The organism is Thermomonas alba (assembly GCF_022419205.1).
Lineage (GTDB): Bacteria > Pseudomonadota > Gammaproteobacteria > Xanthomonadales > Xanthomonadaceae > Thermomonas > Thermomonas alba.
On the sequence record NZ_JAJOZU010000002.1, the window covers coordinates 39,794 to 55,883 of the forward strand.

At 70.4% G+C, this 16,090-nt stretch carries 18 protein-coding genes and 1 other RNA gene; 11 read left to right on the forward strand and 8 right to left on the reverse strand.

The genetic code is table 11. The features are described 5' to 3' along the window. Nucleotide 1: 1 nt before the first annotated feature. Complete coding sequence (locus ML342_RS02715) at nt 2-1,324, reverse strand: aminopeptidase P N-terminal domain-containing protein (RefSeq protein ID WP_240125398.1); 1,323 nt, start codon at nt 1,322-1,324, stop codon at nt 2-4. A 9-nt stretch (nt 1,325-1,333) separates the two neighbouring features. Beyond that, the gene (locus ML342_RS02720) at nt 1,334-1,867 is read right to left on the reverse strand and encodes a UPF0149 family protein (RefSeq protein WP_240125803.1); all 534 of its coding nucleotides are present in this window, start codon (nt 1,865-1,867) and stop codon (nt 1,334-1,336) included. Nucleotides 1,868-1,963: 96 nt separating this feature from the next. Here ML342_RS02720 and ML342_RS02725 point away from each other — a divergent pair, with 96 nt between their 5' ends. The 10 genes from ML342_RS02725 to ML342_RS02770 all read left to right on the forward strand — a co-directional run bounded on the left by ML342_RS02725 (nt 1,964) and on the right by ML342_RS02770 (nt 9,682). After that, nucleotides 1,964-4,261, forward strand: a complete 2,298-nt coding sequence (locus ML342_RS02725; protein ID WP_240125399.1) for a putative bifunctional diguanylate cyclase/phosphodiesterase — start codon at nt 1,964-1,966, stop codon at nt 4,259-4,261. Between the two features lie 10 nt (nt 4,262-4,271). Beyond that, complete coding sequence (locus ML342_RS02730; protein WP_240125400.1) at nt 4,272-4,493, forward strand: TIGR02449 family protein; 222 nt, start codon at nt 4,272-4,274, stop codon at nt 4,491-4,493. Beyond that, the gene (locus ML342_RS02735; protein ID WP_275672367.1) at nt 4,490-4,774 is read left to right on the forward strand and encodes a cell division protein ZapA; all 285 of its coding nucleotides are present in this window, start codon (nt 4,490-4,492) and stop codon (nt 4,772-4,774) included. The genes ML342_RS02730 and ML342_RS02735 overlap by 4 nt, the downstream gene beginning before the upstream one ends. Before the next feature lie 65 nt (nt 4,775-4,839). Continuing rightward, a non-coding RNA gene (gene ssrS / locus ML342_RS02740) (6S RNA) lies at nt 4,840-5,023 on the forward strand. 27 nt (nt 5,024-5,050) lie between these two features. Further along, the gene (locus ML342_RS02745; RefSeq protein WP_240125401.1) at nt 5,051-5,647 is read left to right on the forward strand and encodes a 5-formyltetrahydrofolate cyclo-ligase; all 597 of its coding nucleotides are present in this window, start codon (nt 5,051-5,053) and stop codon (nt 5,645-5,647) included. Then, a complete protein-coding gene (locus ML342_RS02750) occupies nt 5,644-6,114 on the forward strand; it encodes an EVE domain-containing protein (protein WP_240125402.1) in 471 nt (156 codons plus the stop codon). The genes ML342_RS02745 and ML342_RS02750 overlap by 4 nt, the downstream gene beginning before the upstream one ends. Nucleotides 6,115-6,164: 50 nt before the next feature. Continuing rightward, nucleotides 6,165-6,812, forward strand: coding sequence for a ribose-5-phosphate isomerase RpiA (gene rpiA / locus ML342_RS02755; RefSeq protein ID WP_240125403.1), 648 nt, complete (start codon nt 6,165-6,167; stop codon nt 6,810-6,812). A 53-nt stretch (nt 6,813-6,865) separates the two neighbouring features. Beyond that, the gene (locus tag ML342_RS02760) at nt 6,866-7,546 is read left to right on the forward strand and encodes a TetR/AcrR family transcriptional regulator (protein ID WP_240125404.1); all 681 of its coding nucleotides are present in this window, start codon (nt 6,866-6,868) and stop codon (nt 7,544-7,546) included. Between the two features lie 137 nt (nt 7,547-7,683). Further along, nucleotides 7,684-8,337, forward strand: coding sequence for a protein-L-isoaspartate O-methyltransferase family protein (locus ML342_RS02765; protein WP_240125405.1), 654 nt, complete (start codon nt 7,684-7,686; stop codon nt 8,335-8,337). Between the two features lie 16 nt (nt 8,338-8,353). Continuing rightward, nucleotides 8,354-9,682: a TolC family outer membrane protein gene (locus ML342_RS02770; RefSeq protein ID WP_240125406.1), complete on the forward strand. Its 1,329-nt coding sequence runs from the start codon at nt 8,354-8,356 to the stop codon at nt 9,680-9,682. Nucleotides 9,683-9,766: 84 nt separating this feature from the next. On the opposite strand, the gene waaA is transcribed toward ML342_RS02770, so the two are convergent. After that, a complete protein-coding gene (waaA, locus tag ML342_RS02775) occupies nt 9,767-11,056 on the reverse strand; it encodes a lipid IV(A) 3-deoxy-D-manno-octulosonic acid transferase (RefSeq protein ID WP_240125407.1) in 1,290 nt (429 codons plus the stop codon). Nucleotides 11,057-11,099: 43 nt separating this feature from the next. Here waaA and lpxL point away from each other — a divergent pair, with 43 nt between their 5' ends. Continuing rightward, complete coding sequence (gene lpxL / locus ML342_RS02780) at nt 11,100-12,008, forward strand: LpxL/LpxP family Kdo(2)-lipid IV(A) lauroyl/palmitoleoyl acyltransferase (protein WP_240125408.1); 909 nt, start codon at nt 11,100-11,102, stop codon at nt 12,006-12,008. Here lpxL and ML342_RS02785 read toward each other — a convergent pair. From ML342_RS02785 to ML342_RS02805, 5 genes are all read right to left on the reverse strand, one after another. Beyond that, the gene (locus tag ML342_RS02785; RefSeq protein ID WP_240125409.1) at nt 11,999-13,306 is read right to left on the reverse strand and encodes an O-antigen ligase family protein; all 1,308 of its coding nucleotides are present in this window, start codon (nt 13,304-13,306) and stop codon (nt 11,999-12,001) included. The genes lpxL and ML342_RS02785 overlap by 10 nt on opposite strands. Beyond that, nucleotides 13,303-14,412, reverse strand: coding sequence for a glycosyltransferase (locus ML342_RS02790; protein ID WP_240125410.1), 1,110 nt, complete (start codon nt 14,410-14,412; stop codon nt 13,303-13,305). The genes ML342_RS02785 and ML342_RS02790 overlap by 4 nt, the downstream gene beginning before the upstream one ends. A gap of 13 nt (nt 14,413-14,425) precedes the next feature. Beyond that, on the reverse strand, nt 14,426-14,623 hold the full coding sequence (locus tag ML342_RS02795; protein WP_240125411.1) for a zinc-finger domain-containing protein: 198 nt from the start codon (nt 14,621-14,623) through the stop codon (nt 14,426-14,428). A gap of 78 nt (nt 14,624-14,701) precedes the next feature. Further along, on the reverse strand, nt 14,702-15,409 hold the full coding sequence (locus ML342_RS02800) for a pirin family protein (RefSeq protein WP_240125412.1): 708 nt from the start codon (nt 15,407-15,409) through the stop codon (nt 14,702-14,704). A 24-nt stretch (nt 15,410-15,433) separates the two neighbouring features. Then, nucleotides 15,434-16,024, reverse strand: coding sequence for a malonic semialdehyde reductase (locus ML342_RS02805; RefSeq protein WP_240125413.1), 591 nt, complete (start codon nt 16,022-16,024; stop codon nt 15,434-15,436). Nucleotides 16,025-16,090: the final 66 nt, after the last annotated feature.

The window sequence follows — 16,090 nt, forward strand, 5'->3', positions numbered from 1 at the left end:
GCTAGCGCCCCATCAACGCCTCGATCTCATCCGCGCTGCGCTCCAGCGCGGCGCTGAGCACGCGCGGGCCGTCGCGGGTGATGAGCACATCGTCCTCGATGCGAATCCCGAGGCCGCGCCACTCCGGCGCCACCGTGGCATCGTCCACTGGGATATACAGCCCCGGCTCGATGGTGACCACCATGCCCGGCTCCAGCAGGCGCGATGCGCCGTCGATGCGATACTCGCCGGCGTCGTGTACGTCCAGCCCCAGCCAGTGCCCGGTCTTGTGCCGGTAATAGCGCTGATAGTCACCGTTGGCGATCACGTCCTGCAGACGGCCGCGCAACAGGCCGAGCGCGAGCAGCCCATCGGCCAGCGTGTGTACCGCCGCCTCGTGCATCGCAGAGAAAGGCCGCCCCGGTTGCGCCTGCGCCAGTGCCGCCGCCTGCGCGCGGCCGACCAGGTCGTGCAGCGCACGCTGCGCGCGGGTGAAGCGGCCGGATACCGGGAAGGTGCGGGTGATGTCGGCCGCATAGCCGGCGTATTCCGCCCCGGCGTCGATCAACACCAGCGCGCCAGCGCGCGCCCGCGCGCTGTTCGCGCCGTAATGCAGGATGCAGGCGTTGGCACCCGCCCCGACGATGCAGGGATAGGCCGGCTGCGCGCCATGCCGGCGGAACACATATTCCAGCTCGGCCTGCAGCTCGTACTCGCGGATCCCGGGGCGCGCCGCGCGCATCGCGGCGCGATGCGCCTGCACGCTGATATCGACGGCCTTCTGCATCAGTGCGATTTCCTCGGCCGATTTGAACAGGCGCATCTCATCCAGCAGATGCCCGAGCGCCAGGAATTCCTGCGGCGGCTGCGCGCCCTGGCGCGCCTGCGCGCGCACGCGGTTGAGCCAGCCGATCAGCTTGAGATCGAACTCGGCGTCGCGACCGAGTGGGTAGTACACCCGACGACGGCCTTCCAGCAGCCCCGGCAGGATCTCGTCGATATCGGTGATCGGATAGGCATCGTCCAGCCCCAGCGCCGCCACCGCGCCCTCCGGGCCCAGCCGCGGGCCGTCCCAGCCTTCCCGCTCGGGATCACGCTCGCGGCAAAACAGGATGGATTCGCCGTGACGGCGGCCGGGCACGAGCACCAGCACTGCCTCCGGTTCGGCGCAGCCGGTGAGGTACCAGAAATCCGAGTCCTGACGATAGGGATAGTAGGTGTCGCGGCTGCGGATGCGCTCCGGCGCCGCGGGCAGGATCAAGATCGCGCCATCCCCGGCGGCCTGCATCAGGGTCTGCCGCCGGTGCGCCAGAAGCTTGCGCCAGCGCGCGCTGATCGCCCGCATCGCGCACCTTCAGTGCAGGCGCTGGCGCCGCTGCGGCGCGAGCACGCAGTCGGCATGCAGCAACAGGACTGCCATGCGCAGATACTCTTCGATCTCGACCAGCGCCTCTTCGTCGCTGCCATCGTCATTGGCGTCGATCTGCGCCGCGCCCAGGCTGGCGAGGTCGCGCAGCGCTTCCTGCGCGTCCTCCGAGAGCGGCTTGCTGGCCACCGCCAGTCCAAACCCGCCAAGGAAGGCGCGACACCAGGCGAACAGCGCGGTGGCGCGCACCACCGGCCCCTCGCCTTCGGGCAGGAGCAGGGAAAATCCAAACTCGGGATCCGCGAACTGGGCGACGCTGGCGCGGCGCAGGCGATCGAGCACCTCCCCCGCCTGCGGCACGGGAATCCCCGGGTCGGCCAGCACCCGCGCCGGCCAATCGGGCGCGTCCTCGCCGCCAGCCGCCAGCCATCCACATAGCGCACCGTGCAGCTCGGCCGGTGTGCTGGCCAGGGCCAGGCGGTCGGCGGCCTGCGCCACTTCGTTCCAGTCCGGCAACTCGATCGCGCTCACGTGGGCTCCACTTTCCAGGGAAGCCGCAGTGTAGCAATCCACCGCAGGCGCTTGTTGCCACGCAAGCCTGCTGCCTACACTGCGCGCATGGGGCTCCTTCCGACGCCGCAATCGCTCTGGCCCGCCGGCCTGCTGCTGGCGCCGCTGGGCGCGCGCGCCGGCAACGCCGACACCAGCCTGAACGACGGCATGATCCTGCTGCTGGCAGTGCTGGTCCTGCTGCTGGCCTATCTGGCGCTGGCCGCGCGCCGCCGGCGCGAGCGCGACCAGCAGGCGCACCTGCGGCAGTTGCAGGAACGCGAGCAGCGTCTGCGCCTGGCGCTGTGGGCTTCGAACGAGCTGTATTGGCAGTTCGACCTGCGCAGGCACGCGCTGGAAATCACGCGCGTCGCGCCGGATCAGGCCAACGACCTGATCGTGCAGACCCTGCTCGACCAAGATCCGCACATCCATCCGGACGACCAGGAGGCGGTCCGCACCCGGCTGATCGCCTATCTGCGCGGGGATACCCCGATTTTCATCTCCGAGCACCGCATGCGCAGCGAGAACGGGCAGTGGCAGTGGATGCTCGCCCGCGGCCGCGCGATCGCGCGTGAGGCCAACGGCCGCGTCGTTCGCCTGGCCGGCACCGCCCGCAACATCGACGCCCTGCGCGAAATGGAAAGCGAACGCCAGGTCGCCGCCGAGGTGCTGCGCAACATGGCTGAATCGGTGGCCGTGCTGGATGAGGAGTTCAGGATCGTTGCCGCCAACCCCGCTTTCAGCCGCATGACCGGCTATGCCGTGGAGGAGGTGCTCGGCCAGGACACCAGTCTGCTCAACGGCGACCGTCATCCGCCGGAGTTCTACCAGCAGGCACGCCAGGCGATCCGCGCCGGCCGCAGCTGGAGCGGCGAGATGTGGCAGCGGCGCAAGGACGGCCGTGACTTTTTGTGCGCGATGCAGTGCAACGTGATCCTCGATCCCGGCACCCGCCGCCGGCTGTACGTGCTGGTGACCAGCGACATCACCGAACGCCGCCGGATCGAGCAGGAGCTGCGCTATCTGGCCAACTACGATCCGCTCACCAGCCTGCCCAACCGGACCCAGCTGGCGGAACGGCTGGCGCATGCGATCGTGCAGGCGCGGCGCAGCGGCCACAAGCTGGCGCTGCTGTTCCTCGATCTCGACAACTTCAAGGACATCAACGATTCGCAGGGCCACGCCACCGGGGACCGCGTCCTGCGAGCGGTGGCGCGCCGGTTGCAGGACGTGGTCGGCCCGGGCCACACGGTGGCGCGCATCAGTGGCGACGAGTTTGCGGTGGTGCTGGAAGACATCCGCGATGCCGCCGAAGCCGACCGCTGCGCCCAGCGGATCATCGCCGCATTCGAGACGCCGCTGCGTCTGGATGATCGCAATGAGGCCACCATCTCGCCCTCGATCGGCATCAGCCTGTTCCCGGATCACGCGCAGGTTCCCACCGATCTGCTCAAGCGCGCCGACACCGCGATGTATCGCGCCAAGCGCGGCGGCAAGCGCGGCTACGTGCGCTATGTGCAGGCCATGGAGGAGGACAGTCGCCGCCGCGCCGGCCTGATCGCCGCGCTGCGCCGCGCGATCGAACGCGACGAGCTGAGCCTGGCGTTCCAGCCGGTGCTGTCCCTGCGCGAGCAGCGCTATTGCAGCGTCGAGGCGCTGCTGCGCTGGAATAGCCGCGACTACGGCCGCATCGCTCCATGCGAGTTCATCCCGCTGGCCGAGGACTCCGGACTGATCGTGCCGATCGGGGAATGGGCGCTGCGCGAGGCCTGCCGCACCCTGGCCGACTGGATGCGCGCCGGCCTGGATCCCGACATCAAGCTGGCCGTGAATGTCTCTGCCGTGCAGCTGCTGCGCGGCGAGCTGCCGCGCACGGCAGCTTCGGCGCTCGCACAAAGCGGCCTGCCTGCCTCCTGCCTGGAGCTGGAGCTGACCGAAAGCGTGCTGATGGGCAATGCCGAGCAGGCCCTGCAACGCCTGGACGCATTCGCCGAGATGGGCGTTTCGATCGCGGTGGATGATTTCGGCACCGGCTATTCCTCGCTGTCCTACCTGCGCCGGCTGCCCATCCACACCCTGAAGATCGACAAATCCTTCATCGATGGCGTCGCCTCACCCGATGACCGCGAAGACGCCGCCATCGCCACCACCATCATCGCGATGGCCCGCGCGCTCGGCCTGCAGGTGGTCGCCGAAGGGGTGGAAACCGCCGCCCAACTCGCATTCTTGGAACGCAATGCCTGCGACCTGGTGCAGGGCTACTGGATTTCACGCCCGCTGGACGCGCAGGCATGCCTGTCTCTACTGCTGCGGGCGCAACGCCAACCCGGGGCGCGGCTTGACCCTGCCGCAACCCCTGCCTAAGGTGCACGCAATGGAACAGCGCGACCTGCCCACCGAGCTTCACAAACTGCTGGCGCGGATCGACTTGCTCGCGGCGCGCATGCAGCGCCTGCAGGACGAAAACCGCAGCCTGCGCGCGCAGGTGGAGCAGCTCCTGAGCGAGCGCGCCCAGCTGCTATCCAAGCAGGAGCAGGCGCGCAGCCGGGTGGAAGCGATGATCAGCCGCCTGAAATCGCTGGAGCAGCACACATGAGCACCGCGGTCACCGTGCGGATTCTCGACCGCGAATACACGGTCGGCGTGGACGAATCCGAGCGCGACTCGCTGCTCGCCGCGGCGCGTCTGCTGGATGCGCGCATGCGCGAGCTGCGCGGCAACAACAAGCTGGTCGCACTCGATCGCCTGGCCGTGCTCACCGCGCTCAACCTGGCGCATGAACTGCAACAGGGGCCAACCGGCCGGGGACAGGCGAGCGGCGATGCGCTCGCCCTGCTGGACGCAGCCAACCGCAAGCTGGACGCCCTGCTGGGGTGAGGCTGAACCGGTGCGCCCGCCGGCGCCCCGGGTTCCCTCGGCACCGCGCCGGGCTATACTGTCGCCGTTCTCTGCTGTGTGCGACAGCGTGCGCAACATTCGCCTTGTCCCTTAATGACGACCTTGGGGACACACCGGCAGCCGGGAGTGCATGTCCGCCACGCGCGGAAAGCCCGATGGCCGCCCAGCGTTCCCACTTGAACCTCGGGTTCAAGGTCGTTTCGCACGCATCGCCACGGCGGAGACATTATTCCTTCGCAGCCTGGTCCGCCCCGCGTGAGTCCATCCTCCGACCGCAACGCGCTGCGTCAGACCCTGCGCAAACGCCGCCGCGCCCTGCCTGCTGCCACCCGCCTCGCCGCTGCCGAGGCGCTGGCGGAGCGCCTGCTGGCGCTGCCGTTCCTGCCCGCGCGCGGCTACGTCGGCGGCTATTGGGCGATGGATGGCGAGATCGGCCTGCACGCGTTCCAGCTGCGGCTGCCGCCCGGGCTGGTGTACTGCCTGCCGCTGCTGCATCCCGATGGCCGCCTGCGCTTCGCGCCCTGGCGCGCGGGCGATCCACTGGTGACCAACCGGTATGGCATCCCCGAACCGGACATCCATCCCGATGCCGCCCTGCACGCCGCCGAGATGGCGCTGCTGGTGCTGCCGCTGGTCGGTTTCGACCCGGCCTGCCATCGACTGGGCATGGGCGGCGGCTGGTACGACCGCAGCCTGGCCTTCCGCCGGCACGCGGCGCCTCCGCCCTGGCTGGTGGGCGCCGCGTTTGCCGCGCAGCAGGTGGATGCACTGCCGCAGGCGGACTGGGACGTGCGCCTGGATGCCGTCTGCTGCGAGCAGAGCATCTTTCTCGCCAACGAGAGGACCGCATGACCCCCCGCAAACGCTACTGGATGATGAAGTCCGAGCCGGACACCTTCTCGATCGACGATCTGGCGCGGGTCGGGCGCGAACCCTGGACCGGGGTGCGCAACTACCAGGCGCGCAACTTCATGCGCGACGGGATGCAGGTGGGCGATGGGGTGATGATCTACCACTCCAACTGCAAGGTCCCGGGCATCGCCGGGCTGGCCACGGTGGCCAGCCACGCCTACCCGGATCCAACCCAGTTCGATCCGGATTCGGAATACTTCGACCCCAAATCCCGCCGCGAATCGCCCCGCTGGCAGCTGGTGGACGTGGCCTTCGAGCGCAAGCTGCGGCGGTTGATTCCGCTGCAGGAGATCCGGCGCCATGCCGATGCGCTGGGCGACGGCTTCCCCTTGACCGCGCGCGGCAACCGGCTGTCGGTCTTCCCGCTCACCGCCGCGCAGTGGCAGCTGCTGCTGTCGCTGGAATGATCACGCCTGCTGCGCCCCCACCGTTTTGACCTTTCACTGAGAACACCGCCATGTCCGACGCCAAGAAACTCGCCGCCGAAAAAGCCATCGACTACGTGCAGGACGGGATGATCGTCGGGGTCGGCACAGGCTCCACCGTCGCCTACTTCATCGACGCGCTGGCGGCATGGAAGGACCGCATCGCCGGCGCGGTGTCCAGCTCCGAGCAGAGCACCGCGCGCCTGCGCGCGCACGGGATCGAGGTGCTCGATCTCAATGCCACCGGCCCGCTGCCGCTGTATGTAGATGGCGCCGACGAGTGCGATCGGCACAAGCGCCTGATCAAGGGCGGCGGCGCCGCGCTGACCCGCGAGAAGATCATCGCCGAGGCGAGCGAACGTTTCGTCTGCATCATCGACCCCAGCAAGCAGGTCGAGGTGCTGGGCCGCTTCCCGCTGCCGGTGGAGGTGATCCCGATGGCACGCAGCCTGGTCGCGCGCGAAATCCTGCGCATGACCGGCGGCCAGCCGGTGTGGCGCGACGGCGTCATCACCGACAACGGCAACTGGATTCTGGACGTGCACAATCTCGCCATCACCGACCCGGTGGCGCTGGAGCGCGAGCTCAACCAGATTCCCGGGGTGGTCAGCGTGGGCCTGTTCGCGCGCCGCCCGGCCGACGTGGTCATCGTCGGCGGGCAGCCACCGCAGGTGCTGTGAAAGCCGCAGGGGGCTGCGCGCAAAATATAAACCAATCGGTTTATTATGCGGCCATGACCGCCCGCCCACCCCTTTCCCGCAAGGCCCGCAAGGTCGTCAAAACCGCCCCTCCCGGACGTCCCAAGGACCTTGCCAAGCGCGCCGCGATTCTGGAAGCGGCCAAGCGCATGTTCGTGCAGCACGGCTTCGACCGCGTCAGCATGGACCAGGTCGCCACCGAAGCGGGAGTCTCGAAGCTCACCGTCTACAGCCATTTCGGCGACAAAGACAACCTGTTCGCCGAAGCCGTGCGCGCCCACTGCGAGCAGAACCTCCCGCAGCGTCTGTTCGAACCGGCACCGGGCATTCCGCTGCGCGAACGCCTGCTGACGATCGGACAGGCGTTCTTCGCGATGGTCATGGCCCCGGACGCAGTGGCCGGGCACCGCATCCTGTGCTCGCCGGAAGTGGCCGCGCGCGGCATGGCGGCCACGTTTTGGGCCGCCGGCCCGGGGCGGGTCCAGGCGGCCTTCCGCGCCCTGCTGGAGGATCACATCGCGCGCGGCGAGCTCGAGATCGAGGACCCCTCCCGCGCCGCCGGCCACTTCTTCGCCCTGCTCAAGGGTGATCCGCATGCGCGGGCAGTGCTCGGCTGCCAGGGCGAGGACTGCCGGGAAGAGGCGCAGGCGCATGTGGCCAGCGTGGTGGATCTATTCCTGCGCGCTTACGCGGTTCGCGGCCATGGCCACAGCTGAACGTTCCCCCAGTGCCGCGGTGGCGATGACTTCTGGCACTGCGTGCGGGTGTACCAGCACGCCCACACTCCCCGGCACCCCCTGCGTGCGCGGCCCTACAATACGCAACTTCTTTGCATGCAACGGATTTTCGACCCATGAGCATCGACTTCGCCCGCGCCCGTGAAACCATGGTGGAACAGCAGATCCGGCCCTGGGAGGTGCTGGATGTGCGCGTGCTCGACACCCTTGCCCAGCTCCCGCGCGAGGCGTTCGTGCCCGAGGCGCTGCGCGCGCTGGCCTATGCGGATACCGAACTCCCGATCGGCCATGGCGAACGCATGTTCAAGCCGGTGCTGGAAGGCCGCACCCTGCAGGCGCTGGGCGTGCAGACCCACGAAAGCGTGCTGGAGATCGGCACCGGCAGCGGCTACATGGCCGCCTGCCTGGCCCGGCTGGGACGCGAGGTGGTCAGCCTCGAGCGCCATGCCGACCTTGCGGAGACCGCGCGCGCGCGGCTGGCCGCGCAGGGCATCGGCAACGTCAGCGTGCTCACGGCCGATGCATTCCAATGGACGCCAGGGCGGACCTTCGACGTGATTTGTGTCACTGGCGCGGTCGCCGAGATCCCCGCACGCTTCTGCGAGTGGCTGGCCAGCGGCGGCCGCATGTTCGTGGTGCGCGGCCGTTCCCCGGTGATGGAGGCGGCGCTGGTGCATCCTGGCGTCAACGGCCTGCGTATCGAATCGTTGTTCGAAACCGATCTGCCCTACCTCGCCGGCGGCGAACCCGCCCCTGTCTTTGCTTTGTGACCTATCAAGGCTCCCCATGTCACGTCGCCCGCTCGCCCTCGCCCTTGCCGCCCTCCTGCTGCCCGCTGCGGCGCAGGCGGATGATCTGCTGCAGAGCTATCAGAACGCCCGCAGCAACGACCCGCAGTACGCCGCCGCGGAAGCCAACCGCGCGGTGTCTGCGGAACTTCCGGTACGCGCGCGCGCGGTGCTGCTGCCGAACATCGGCGGCAGCGTCGGCAGTACCCGCTACGACAACGGCATGGGCGCGGTGCGCACCGGCTCCTGGGGCGTCAATCTCAGGCAGTCGCTGTTCGACTTCGGCAGCTATAAATCCCTGCAAGGCGCCAAGGCGCAGGACCGCGCCGGGGGCTTCACCCTGGAAGCCGCCGGCCAGAGCCTGATCACCCGCACCGCGGCCGCCTATTTCAACGTGCTGGTGCAGCTGGAGACGCTGGCCGCCGCCGATGCCGCCGAGACGGCCCTGAAGAAGCAATACGACTTCGCCAGCAAGCGCCTCGAGGTGGGGCTGGCGCCGATCACCGACGTGTATGAGGCGCGCGCCCAGTATGATGCCGCGCGCGCCAATACGCTGCTGGCGCGCAACGCCGCGCAGGACGCCTACCAGGCGCTGCTGGAAATCACCAATACCCCGGTCGGTAGCCTCAAAGGCCTGCCGGACGACTTCAAGCCGGCGCTGCCGGCGGGAAAGGACGCCGAGGCCTGGGTCGCGGAGGCGCTGGCCAACAATCCAGGATTGAAGGCACAGCAGGCCAACCTGGAAGCCGCCGAGGCCAGCGTCGCCAGTGCGCGCGCCGGGCATCTGCCGACGCTCGGCCTGCAGGCCTCCTACGGCAAGGCGATCCCGGGCCTGTATGACCCGCCTTTCGTCGGCGCCAACAAGGCCACCACCAACGTCGGGATCACCCTCAACATCCCGATCTTCTCCGGCTTTGCCGTGCAGTCGAACGTGCGCACCGCGCTGGCCCAGCGCGACGCCGCCGCCGACGCGCTGGAGCAGACCAAGCGCGCGATCGAGCGCAATACCCGCAGCGCGTATCAGGCCGTGATGGCCGGGCTGACCGAGGTCGAGGCGCGCCACCAGGCGCTGATTTCGGCGCAAAGCGCGTTCGATGCCTCGCAGGTCGGGCTGGAAGTCGGCACCCGCACCGTACTCGACGTCCTCACCAACCAGCGCAACCTGCTCGCCGCGCAGCAAGCCTATGCCCAGGCCAAGTACAGCTTCCTGCTCAGCCGCCTGCAGCTGGCGCAAGCGGTCGGCACCCTGGATGTCGCCGCCCTCGAGGACATCAACCGTCTGCTGACCGCGGACAAGCCGATCGACAAGACCATCGCCGGGCGCTGATCCGCGCGCCGGCACACATCGGCGATCTCATTTCACGCGCGAGCGGGCTTGGCCCGCTCTGCGCGCTTCAGGGGACAGCCCGGCTCAGTCCGGCAACAGCGGGGCGATCAGCGCCAATGTGCGCGCCAATGCGCCGCGCCCTTCCTCCAGTAGCCGTCTGGCAGCCTGCGCCATCGCCTGGCGCTCCTCCGGATGTGCGAACAGCCGGGCCAGCGCCTGCGCCAGCGCCGGCGCATCCGCCACCAGCTGCATCGCTTGCGCCTCCCGCAGGCGGCGCGCGATGTCGGCGAAGTTGTGCAGGTGCGGGCCGCTGAGGATGGCGGTCCCAGTCGCCGCCGGCTCCAGCAGGTTGTGGCCGCCGATGTCCTGCAGGCTGCCGCCGACGAACGCCACCTGGGCGCAGGCATAAAAGCGCAGCAGCTCGCCCAGGGTGTCCACCACGAACACCTCGGTCTGCGCCTGCGGCCACGCCTGCGCGCTGCGCTGGGCCACCGCGAAACCTGCCTCGCGCGCGCGCTGCGCCACCGCGCGGAAGCGCTCGGGATGCCGCGGCGCCCATAGCAGCAGCGCGTCCGGATAGCGCTGGCGCAGGCGCGCGTGCGCTTCCAGCACCGGCGCTTCCTCGTCCTCGTGGGTGCTGGCGGCGATCCACACCGGCCTCGGCTGCCCCAGCGCGGCGCGGAACTCGGCCACGAACTCCTGCACCTGCGGCGGCGGCAGATCGAACTTGAGATTGCCGATGGCCTGCACCCGCGCCGGCTCCGCGCCCAGCGCGATGAACCGCTGCGCATCCGCCTGCGACTGCGCCGCGACCAGCTGCACGCCCGCCAGCGCGCGCCGGATCAGCGGCGCCAGCAGCCGGTAGCCGCGCAGCGAGCGCGCCGACAGCCGCGCATTGAGGATGCAGGTGGGAATGCCGCGCGCGCGGCAGCCGAACAGCAGGTTCGGCCACAGCTCGGTTTCCACGATCAGCGCCAGGGCCGGGCGGAAATGACGCAGGAAGCGATCGACCGCGCCCGGCAGGTCGTAGGGCAGATACACATGCGCGACCGCATCGCCCCACAGCGCGCGCACGCGCTCGGAACCGGTGGGAGTGATGGTGGTGACCACCAGATGCAGGTTCGGATGCGCGGCACGCAGGCGGTCCACCAGCGGCGCGGCGGCATTCACCTCTCCGACCGACACCGCATGCACCCACACCGGCGCCGGCCGCCCAGGCGCGGCATAGCTGGCATAGCGCTCGTCCCAGCGCTGGAAATACGCGCGCTGACGAAATCCGCGCCAGATCAAGTGATACAGCGTGATCGGCAGCAGCAGATAGAGCGTGGCCGAGTACAGGCCGCGCAGCACGCGTTCGGTGAATTCGGCCCGCATCCGCACAGGATAGCGAAGCCGGCGTGCCCGGTAGAATCCCCGCATGCCCGAACGCCTGCCGCCCCGCCCGCCGTTCTCGCCGCGCCTGTGGCCGCAGTGGCTGGGCGTGGGCGTGATGGTGGCCGCCGCGCGCCTGCCGTGGTGGCTGCAACGCCGGCTGGGCGCGGCCGTCGGCTGGCTGGCGCGGCACCTGGCCCGCTCCCGGCGCGAGGCGGCGCGCACCAACCTCGCGCTGTGCCTGCCGGAGCTCGACGCGGCCGCGCGCGAGGCCCTGCTGCGTGCGCATTTCCGCGATGTTGGCATCGGCCTGTTCGAGTTCGCGCGCGCCTGGTGGGGCGATATCGCGCCGATGCGCGCCAGCGCCCGCATCGAGGGACTGGAGGTCCTGCAGCGGCTGCAGGCGGAGGGGCGCGGGATCCTGCTGGTCTCCGGGCACTTCATGACCCTGGAAATCTGCGGCCGGCTGCTGTGCGACCACGTGCCGCTGGCCGGGATGTACCGTCCGCACCGCGGCCCGGTGCTGGAGTGGGCGGTGCGACGTGGACGTTTGCGCTACGCCAGCGCGATGTTCTCCAACCGCGACACCCGCGGCGCGCTGCGCCACCTCAAGCGCGGCGGCATCCTGTGGTACGCACCCGACCAGGACATGCGCGGCAAGGACACCGTATTCGCGCCGTTCTTCGGCATCCCGGCGGCGACCATCACCGCCACCCACCAGTTCGCGCGGATGACCGGCTGCGCGGTGGTGCCGTTCTTCCATCGCCGCGAGGGCGACCGCTACCTGCTGCGGGTGGGCGAGCCGCTGACGCCGTTCCCGACCGACGATGCGGTGGCCGACAGCGCGGCGGTGAACGCGGCGATCGAGGCCATGGTGCGGCAGGCGCCCAGCCAGTACCTGTGGCTGCACCGCCGCTTCAAGCGCCAGCCCGACGGCGTCTCCCGCTACCGCTGATCCGGCTCCACCGGTCCCCACAGGCTGCCGGCATACAGCCCCGCCAGCAGGAGCAGCACGCTGCCCCAGAACGTCGAATACACCGCCAGATGGGTGTTCAGGGGGAACACGCTGACCGCCAGCGCCAGCATCGCCGGATACGCGCGGGCGCGCGCTTCGGGATCGGCGTAGCGCCAGGCCCGCCACGCCAGCGCGGCGCCCGCCAGCCACAGCAGCAGGCCGATCAGGCCGGTCTCGCTGGCCACTTCCAGCACCAGTTGGTGCGCATGCAGCGGCGGCCCCGCGCCCCACGCCGGCACCCGTTCCGGATGCGGATCGCACGCCGGAAACGCGGCGCGGAACCCGCGCACGCCGACCCCGTTGAGGGGATTCGCGCGCAGCATGCACAGCGCCCCTGACCAGATCCGCAGCCGCCCGGACAGCGCCGCATCCACGGCCTGCGGCTCCGCCGTCAGCATCTGCGCGCTGCGCTGCACCCGCTCCTGCAGCAGCGGCGAGCGCGCCGTCAGCGCGCCCATCCCCAGCAGTATCACCGCCAGCAGCGCCAGCAGCCCGCGCCGGCCCAGCGCGCGCCAGCCCGACCACAGCAGCACCAGCGCATACGTCAGCCAGGCCGCGCGCGCGCCGGCCAGCAGCACCACCGCGCCGATCGCCAGCGCCGCCAGCACCCAGCCGGGGCGTCCCGCTCGCTGCCACGCCATCTCCAGCGCGAACGGCGACAGGCTGGCCAGCACGATCCCAAGCTTGGGGTTGCACGGCCCGAACACCCCCGCCAGGCGTCCCGGCGCCAGCACGTCCTGCGGCTGGCACAGCGGCTGCCCCAGCAGTATCAAACGACCCTGGTCGAGCAGCCAGAACAGCGGGCTGATGCCGGTCGCGGCCGCGATCAGCGCATCCGCCGTCCACGCCAGCGCGATCAGGCCCAGCCCGGCGAACACCGTCTGCCGTCCGCGCGCAGGCGCCACTGCGGCGGCGGCCAGCCACAGCAGAGGCAGCGCCAGGATGTCGCCCAGCACCTTGCGTAGACCATGCACCCAGTCGACCGCGCCGATCAGCGACAGCAGCTCCGGCAGCCAGTAGGCGGCGAACAGCACGCAGGTGAGCGCCCATGCCGGCCCCGACATCAGGCCCAGCCCCCCACGGAAGCGGCGCAACGCCAGATCGCCTGCGGCCAGCAGCGCGCCCAGTGCCAGCAACGCCGTCGCGACCCCGTGCAGCGGCCACAGCGCGACCACCAGCAGCACCCAGGCCGGCGCCCAGCGCAGCGCGCGCGTCGGCTCGATCCGCGCTCCGTTCATGCTCCGAGGACTGTGTGGTAAAGCGCCAAGCCTGCCTCCTGCATCGCCTGCAGCGAAGGCGGCATCGTAGCCGGCAGCGGCGGCGGCTGCAGGCACCAGACGCGCGCGCGCGCCACCAGCGCGTCCAGATCGAACGGCGCGATCGCCCCCTGCGGCAGCCAGCGCCGCAGCGACTCGCCCACCCCGCCGTGCGCCCAGCCCAGCACCGGCCGCCCCACCGCCCACGCCTCGAGCACGCTGCGCCCGAACGCCTCCGGCTGGCGCGACAGCTGCAGCACCAGGTCGCTGGCCGCGTAGGCCGCGGCGATGGCCGCGGTGGGCGCGGTGATGGCCAGCGCCTGCGCCACTCCGGCGGCATGCGCCTGCGCCTGCAACTCGCGCACGTAGCGCTCCCGCCCCGGCTGCAGCGCGCCGGCCAGCCACAGGCGCGCGTCCAGCCCGTCCGCGCGCAGCCGCGCCAGCAGCGCGATGGCATCGGCATGGCCTTTCAGGCGGGTGCCGCGCCCCGGCAACAGCAGCAGCGGGCCGTCCCCGCCCAGCGCCGGATGCTCCTGCGCCACACGCGCACGCGCCAGCCGATCGGGATGCGGCCTACGCGGGAATGCGGCGGGATCGACCCCGCGCGGGATCACCACCAGCCGCGCGGGGTCGGTCGCCGGGTAATGCCGCAGCACGTGCGCGCGCACGGCTTCGGAGACGCATTCCACGCGCTCGCCGAAGGTCAGGATCGCGCTGTAGCGCGACGGCGAGTTCAGCCCGTGCACGCTGGTGACGAAATGCGGGCGGGTCGCATCCGGCATGCCGCGCAGCGCCAGCCAGGCCAGCCAGGCCGGCAGGCGCGAGCGCGCGTGCACGATGTCGGCGGTGGCGAACAGGCGGCGCAGCGCCGGCAGGTGGCGCAGCACCAGCGGCGACTTGCGGCCAATGTCCAGCGCGACGTGGGTCGCACCAAAGGACTGCAGGGCCGGCAGCAAGCGCCCGCCGGCCGAGACCACGCTGGCGCGATGCCCGGCAGCGCTCAGCGCCTGCGCGATCTCGAGGGTCGAGCGCTCGACGCCTCCGGCGTCCAGCGCGGGCAGCAGCTGGATGACGTGCAGGCGGCGCACGCCCGCAGCGCGGTCAGTCCACCAGCACGTATTCGGTGCCGCAGTACGGGCACTTGCTATGCCCGCCTTCCTCTGCAATCGGCAGGTAGACCCGCGGATGCTCGTTCCACACCGCCATCGACGGCAGCGGGCAGCTCAGCGGCAGCTCGGCGCGGCGCACCGGATGCGGCTGCGGGGCGGACGGCGACGAATGGGAAGCGGCTTGAGCCATGGCGATAGGACACGGTTGCGGAGGGCGTGCAAGTTTAGCGCGGCCGCGGCGGACGGCGGCGGGCTCGCCGGTTCACCGTCAGCCCGGCAGTTCGAACAGCAGCACGTCGCACGCGCCGGACAGGCCGCGCAGCGCATAGGTCCCGGCTTCACCCTCGAAGCCCAGCGCATCGCCCGCAGCGAGCCGGCGCGCCTCCAGCGCCAGTTCGCCCGCGGCCACCTGCAGCCAGTAGCGCTGGCCGGGCTGCAGCGCCAGGTCGAGCGCATCGCCGGCGTGCAAGCGGGTGGCCAGCAGGCGCGCCTGCTGGCGGATCGCGATCGACCCGTCCGCCCCGTCCGGCGAGGCCAGCGCCGCCCAGCGCGCGCGCCGCGCCTCGGGATCGAAATGGCGCTGGGCATAGGCCGGCGCGTGGTTGAGCCGCGCCGGCTGGATCCAGATCTGCAGGAAATGCACCGGCGTGGCGGGATCGGCGTTGTACTCGCTGTGCTCGATGCCGTGGCCGGCGCTCATCCACTGCACGTCGCCGGCGCGGATCACCCCGCTGTGGCCAGCGCTGTCGCGGTGCGCCAGCGCACCGTCCAGCACCACGCTGAGGATCTCCATGTTGGCGTGCCGGTGCGGGGCGAAGCCGCCGCCCGGGGCCACCACGTCCTCATTGATCACGCGCAGTACGCCGAAGCCCATCCAGGCCGGGTCGTAGTAGTGGCCGAACGAGAAGGTGTGGCGGCTGTGCAGCCAGTCCAGGCGGAACTCGCCGCGTTCGGCGGAGGGGCGTTCGACGATCATGTGCGCTCTCTGGACGGGCCGTGCTCAGACAATCTGGCAGGCTTCATCGAACGGCAGCCGCGGCGAGCGCGGGAAGAGGCTGGCCGGATCGCCGTGGCCGATGTTGACCAGGATGTTGGACCGGATCGAAGTGCCAGCGAAGAAGGCGGCATCCACCTTGGCATTGTCGAACCCGGTCATTGGGCCGCAGTCCAGCCCCAGCGCGCGCGCGGCCAGGATCAGGTAGGCGGTCTGCAGCGCGCTGCTGCGCATCGCCACCCACGCCAGGCTGGCTTCGTCACGGTGTTCGAACCAGGCTTTGGCGTCGGTGTGCGGGAACAGCACCGGCAGCTTCTCATAGAAGCGCAGGTCGTAGCCGACGATCGCCACCACCGGCGCCTCCATGGTCTTCTTGTAGTTGCCCTCCGACAGCGCCGGGCCGAGCTTGGCCTTGGCCTCCTGCGACTTCACGAACACGATCCGGGCCGGCGTGGTGTTGGCCTCGGTCGGGCCGAACTTCATCAGGTCATACAGCTTGCGCAGGGTCTCGTCCGACACCTCGCCGGTGAAAGCGTTGTAGGTGCGGGCAGTGCGAAAGAGCTGGTCGAGAGCGGCATCGTTCAATGGCGACGGCATATCAGGCTCCAAGCAATGAGGTCGATGCTAGACAGTTTATAGTTCCACCAGGACGCGCAATACCGC

Bases quoted from the DNA above. Each gene is read 5' to 3' on its own strand.
- ML342_RS02715 (WP_240125398.1), bottom strand. From the start codon at position 1,324: ATGCGGGCGATCAGCGCGCGCTGGCGCAAGCTTCTGGCGCACCGGCGG.
- ML342_RS02725 (WP_240125399.1), top strand. From the start codon at position 1,964: ATGGGGCTCCTTCCGACGCCGCAATCGCTCTGGCCCGCCGGCCTGCTG.
- ML342_RS02730 (WP_240125400.1), top strand. From the start codon at position 4,272: ATGGAACAGCGCGACCTGCCCACCGAGCTTCACAAACTGCTGGCGCGG.
- ML342_RS02735 (WP_275672367.1), top strand. From the start codon at position 4,490: ATGAGCACCGCGGTCACCGTGCGGATTCTCGACCGCGAATACACGGTC.
- ML342_RS02750 (WP_240125402.1), top strand. From the start codon at position 5,644: ATGACCCCCCGCAAACGCTACTGGATGATGAAGTCCGAGCCGGACACC.
- rpiA (WP_240125403.1), top strand. From the start codon at position 6,165: ATGTCCGACGCCAAGAAACTCGCCGCCGAAAAAGCCATCGACTACGTG.
- ML342_RS02760 (WP_240125404.1), top strand. From the start codon at position 6,866: ATGACCGCCCGCCCACCCCTTTCCCGCAAGGCCCGCAAGGTCGTCAAA.
- ML342_RS02765 (WP_240125405.1), top strand. From the start codon at position 7,684: ATGAGCATCGACTTCGCCCGCGCCCGTGAAACCATGGTGGAACAGCAG.
- ML342_RS02770 (WP_240125406.1), top strand. From the start codon at position 8,354: ATGTCACGTCGCCCGCTCGCCCTCGCCCTTGCCGCCCTCCTGCTGCCC.
- waaA (WP_240125407.1), bottom strand. From the start codon at position 11,056: ATGCGGGCCGAATTCACCGAACGCGTGCTGCGCGGCCTGTACTCGGCC.
- lpxL (WP_240125408.1), top strand. From the start codon at position 11,100: ATGCCCGAACGCCTGCCGCCCCGCCCGCCGTTCTCGCCGCGCCTGTGG.
- ML342_RS02785 (WP_240125409.1), bottom strand. From the start codon at position 13,306: ATGAACGGAGCGCGGATCGAGCCGACGCGCGCGCTGCGCTGGGCGCCG.
- ML342_RS02795 (WP_240125411.1), bottom strand. From the start codon at position 14,623: ATGGCTCAAGCCGCTTCCCATTCGTCGCCGTCCGCCCCGCAGCCGCAT.
- ML342_RS02800 (WP_240125412.1), bottom strand. From the start codon at position 15,409: ATGATCGTCGAACGCCCCTCCGCCGAACGCGGCGAGTTCCGCCTGGAC.
- ML342_RS02805 (WP_240125413.1), bottom strand. From the start codon at position 16,024: ATGCCGTCGCCATTGAACGATGCCGCTCTCGACCAGCTCTTTCGCACT.